This is a genomic window from Streptomyces sp. NRRL WC-3549, from assembly GCF_000721935.1.
GTDB lineage: Bacteria > Actinomycetota > Actinomycetes > Streptomycetales > Streptomycetaceae > Streptomyces.
The window spans coordinates 48,305-53,007 of record NZ_KL585433.1; the positions used below are offsets into that span (position 1 = coordinate 48,305).

3 protein-coding genes are annotated in these 4,703 nt (G+C 70.6%); 1 reads left to right on the plus strand and 2 read right to left on the minus strand.

The features are described from left to right. Window positions 1-2,657: type I polyketide synthase (locus tag IH13_RS0131100; protein WP_037842948.1), on the minus strand; the 2,657-nt coding region annotated here is incomplete at its 3' end. A 32-nt stretch (window positions 2,658-2,689) separates the two neighbouring features. Next, complete coding sequence (locus IH13_RS0131105) at window positions 2,690-2,998, minus strand: acyl carrier protein (RefSeq protein WP_031089549.1); 309 nt, start codon at window positions 2,996-2,998, stop codon at window positions 2,690-2,692. A 218-nt stretch (window positions 2,999-3,216) separates the two neighbouring features. Between IH13_RS0131105 and IH13_RS0131110 the strand changes: the two genes are divergently transcribed. Then, window positions 3,217-4,703, plus strand: a 1,487-nt coding sequence (locus IH13_RS0131110) for an aldehyde dehydrogenase family protein (RefSeq protein ID WP_037842951.1), incomplete at its 3' end; no start/stop codon positions are given.

Consider the following 4,703-nt stretch of genomic DNA (forward strand, 5'->3'; position numbering starts at 1 on the left):
CGCTTGCGCTGGAAGGCGTAGGTGGGCAGGGACGTCTTCGCGGTGGCGGGGCGCCCCGCGTGGTAGTCCGCCCAGGAGACCGGAAGGCCCGCGGCGTAGTACTCGGCGAGCGCGGCCAGGGTGGTGTCGGCGGAGCGGTCGCGGCGGCGCAGGCTCGCCAGCCACACGTGGTCCTCGGCGGTCAGGCTGCGCCGGGCGAGGGCGGTCAGCGCCGCCTGGGGCCCGATCTCGATCAGGGCGTGCCGGCCGCGCTGGGCCACCGACCGGATGCCGTCGAGGAAGCGTACGGGTTCACCGATGTGCCGCACCCAGTAGTCGACGGTGCCGATCTCGCGGAAGCGGGCGAGCCGCCCGGTGACGTTGGAGATCAGGCTGATGGTGGGCTCGTGGAACGTGATGCCGTCGAGGGCGGCCCGGAAGTCGTCGTAGGTCTCGGCCATCAGGGGCGAGTGGAAGGCGTGCGAGACGGCCAGCCGGTCGACGCGCGCGCCGCGCTCCTTGAGGAGGCCGGTGACCTCGTCGAGGGCGTCGACGCCACCGGAGACCACGCACTGGTCAGGGGCGTTGACCGCCGCGAGGGACAGGTCCGGGTGGCCGGCGAGGAGGGGCTCGACGTCCTCGGCGGACGCGGACACCGCGGCCATGCCTCCCGGCGTGCGCACCGCCTGCATCAGCCGCGCGCGGGCGGCGACCAGCGTCACGGCGTCCGGCAGGCTGAACAGGCCGGCCACGGCGGCGGCGACGACCTCGCCGATGCTGTGCCCGATGAGCACGTTGGGGCGCACGCCCCAGGACATCCACAGCTTGGCGAGCGCGTACTCCAGGGTGAACAGGGCGGGCTGGGTGTACTCGGTACGGTCGATCGCCTCCGGGTCGGCGGCACCGCCGAGCACCAGTTCGGCCACGGAGCGGCCCAGGTGCGGGGCGAACAGCCGGTCGCACAGGTCGACGTGGTCGCGGAAGACCGGGAACCGCTCGTAGAGCGCGGCGCCCATGGCCGTGTACTGCGCGCCCTGGCCGCTGAACATGAACGCGGTCCTGCGGATGCCGGCGGGGCCCTCGTGCTTCTGCTCGGCGGCCTCGTCCAGCAGGCCGGCGAGCGCCGCGCGGTCGGTGACCGGGCCCGCCACCCGGTAGGGGTGGTGGGTGCGGGAGACATTGGCGGTGTAGCACAGTTCGTCCAGCGGGACGTCGGGCCGGTCGGCCAGCAGCTGCCGGTAGTTCCGTGCCTGTGCGCTCAGGGCGGCGGCGCTCTTCGCGGAGAGGGTGAACACGGGGGTCCCGGGGTGTTCCACGGGGGCGGGGGTCCGCTCGGCCCGGGCCGGCGGCTGCTCCAGGACCACCGCGCCGATGGTGCCCGCGAAGCCGAAGCTGTTGACCACCGCGCGCCGGACCTCGGCCTTCCAGGGCTCGCACGCGGTGGGGACGCGCACCGGGTAGAGGTCCCACGGGATGCGTCCGGACGGGGTGTCGAGGTTCAGGTGCGGGTAGATGGTGCCGGACCTGATCTGGAGCACCGTCTTGATGACGCCGACGATGCCGGCCGCCGGCTCCATGTGGCCCAGGTTGGTCTTCACCGAGCCGACGAGCAGCGGGGCGTCCTTGGTGTGCGACGCGGCGAAGGCGTCGCCGATGGCGCCGAACTCGATCGGGTCGCCCAGCGGGGTGCCGGTGCCGTGCGCCTCGACGTACTGGACGTCCTCGGGGGCGAGGTGCCCGGCGGCGAGCGCGCTGCGGATGACCTTCTCCTGGGCGGGGCCGTTGGGGACGGTCAGGCCCGCGCTGTCGCCGTCCTGCCCGACGGCGGTGCCGCGCACCAGGGCGAGCACGGTGTCACCGTCGCGGGTCGCGTCGCTGAGGCGTTTGAGTACGACGACACCGCATCCCTCGGCGCGCGCGTAGCCGTCGGCGGCCTCGTCGAAGGTCTTGCACCGGCCGTCCGGGGACAGCATCCGCGCGTTGGAGAACATCACCGAGGTGCGCGGGTGGTGCAGGGCGTTGACCCCGCCGCACAGCGCGATGTCGCTCTCGCCCGCCCGCAGGCCCTGGACGGCGAGGTGGAGGGCGACGAGCGAGGAGGAGCAGGCGGTGTCGACGCTCATGCTCGGGCCGCGCCAGCCCAGGAAGTACGACAGCCGGCCCGACAGCGGGAACATGGTGATGCCGGAGGCGAGGTTGCCCTCCAACTCCTCGTAGGGCAGTGCGTCGAGCTCCATCGAGTAGTCGATGGAGCTGGCGCCTATGTACACGCCTCCGTTGCCGCGGCGCAGCGGTGTCGGGTCGATGTTGGCGTGCTCCAGGGCCTGCCAGGCGGTCTCCAGCAGCATCCGCTGCTGGGGGTCCATGTACTGGGCCTCCTTCGGCGAGATGTTGAAGAAGGCGGCGTCGAACTGGTCGACGCGGTCGAGGAAGCCGCCCGCCGAGGTGTGGATCTTCCCCTTGTCCTCCGGTGTCTCGGGCGTGAACGCGGCCACGTCCCACCGGTCGCCGGGGATGGGGCCGATCCCGCTGCGGCCTTCGCGCAGGAAGGCGTCGAACTCGTCGGGCGAGTTGCTGCCGCCGGGGAATCGCAGTCCGATTCCGACGATCGCGATCGGCTCGGGCGCCTGCCCCGGCGGCCGGTTCGTCTCTTCCGTCTCGGATTCCGTACGCGGCATGGAGCGACTCCTTGGGTCCTGGGCTTGGTCTGTCAGGGGGCGGACGGGGCGGACAGGGCGTCGGCCAGGTGGTCCACGAGGTGCGCGACCGTCGGTTCGTTGAACAGCACGTTCGCGCTGATGGACAGATCCAGGAGCTGTTCCAGGCTCTGCCGTATCTCGGTCAGCCGCAGCGAGGTGAGACCGAGGTCGAAATAGCTGATGTCGAGGGGGAGCTCCTCCGACTCGTCCATGAGGAGGACCGCCTTGAACTTCCCCAGGACGAGTGTCTCTATCTCATCGGTGAGTTCGGTCCGCGGCAGTTCGCGCAGCCGCTGGATCACGGTTTCGGCAGGTGGCATGCCGGTCATGCAAGCAGCGGCGGCTGACACCCCACTGACGGCCCGCGCCGGCCGTGGCTCGATCAGTCCGGTGTCAGCGCGGAGTCAGATTCGGCTGCCACGATCGGTGTGCTTCGAACATGAATTCCCCGAACCCCCGCACACTCACGCAACCACCCGCACCGGAAGACCGATTCGAGACAGCCGAATCGAAACTCCGAGATTCGGAAGGGCTGATGATGCTTCGCGAAGCCGAGCAGGAGGAGAGTGCCCAGGCACCTCCCGGACTGAAGAGCTACGACCTCTACATCGCGGGCAAGGACGTCGCCGGTGACGGGTGGGTCTACACCGTCAGCGGGCGGTCCTTGCTGGAAGACGTGTTCACCAGCGTGAGCCTCAAGCGGTCCCTGGAGCAGAACCCGGAGTCCGAGGCGGCCGAGCACCCCTACGTCGTGGGCCGCTGCGCGATCGCGGACGACGACGCCATCGACCTCGCCACCCAGGCGGCGGCCGCCGCCGCCCCTGACTGGGCCGCCGTCCCGCTGGAGCGGCGGATGCGGCTCGGCACCCGTTTCCGCGAGGAACTCATCAAGCACCAGGACGAGTTCCTCGACATGCTGGTCGCCGAGTCGCACCCGGTGAAGCTGGCCCGCTGGGAGCTGAGCTGCCTGCTGCAGATCTACTCCCCCGGCAGTCTGCGCTGGTACATGAAGCAGATGCGGGTCGAGAAGGAGTACGCGGGCCGCAAGCTGATCCTTCAGCGCCAGCCGGACGGCGTGGTGGCCTTCAACCCCCCGCAGAACGCCCCGCTGCCCAGCGCCGCCCTGAGCGTGCTGGCCCTGATGGCCGGCAACAGCGTGGTGGTCAGGGCGCCGCGCAGTATCGCGCTGAGCACCATGTGGCTGCTGCGCGACATCGTGGCACCGCTGCTGGAGGAGCTCGACGCTCCCCCCGGCGTCCTCAACGCGGTGTGCAGCAACCCGAAGCAGACCCTGGACCGCTGGATCGCCGACCCGCTGATCAACGACATCTTCTACATCGGCGGCAGCCAGGAGGGCCTGCGCTTCGAGCAGCAGTGCGTCGCGCACGGCAAGAAGCCCATCCTCGAACTCGCCGGCAACGACGGCATCGTGGTGTGGAAGGACGCCGACGTGAAGTGGGCCGCCGAGGCCATCACCGAGTCGTTCTTCGGCTCCGGGCAGATCTGCATGGTGCCCAACTACGTCCTGGTCCACCCCGAGGTCGCCGACGCGCTGATCGCCGAGGTGCAGGAGCAGGTCAAGGGCATCCGGCCGGGCTTCCCGGAGGAGGAGGACGTCCTGCTGTCGCCGGTGCGCCGCAGCGAGCGGTTCTTCCGGCTGCTGCGGCAGGCCCTGGACAACGGCGCCTCCCTGGTCACCGGCGGCCACCGCACCGAGCTGGACGGCACGCCCTCGGAGACGGGCGTCTTCCTGCAGCCCACCGTCCTGCGGGTGGACGGCCTGGACCGGGCCCGCACCTTCGACGTGGTGCGCGAGGAGACGTTCTTCCCGCTCATCCCGATCGTGGTGCCCGAACGCGACGACGACGACACGCTGCTGGCGGCCTTCCTCCGTTTCGTCAACACCAACACCTACGGGCTGCGCAACTCCCTGTGGTCGCGCTCCGACCACGTCATCGAGACCTTCGTGCAGCGCGTCGTCAACGGCGGCCTGCTGAAGGTCAACGACTCCCACATCGGCTTCCT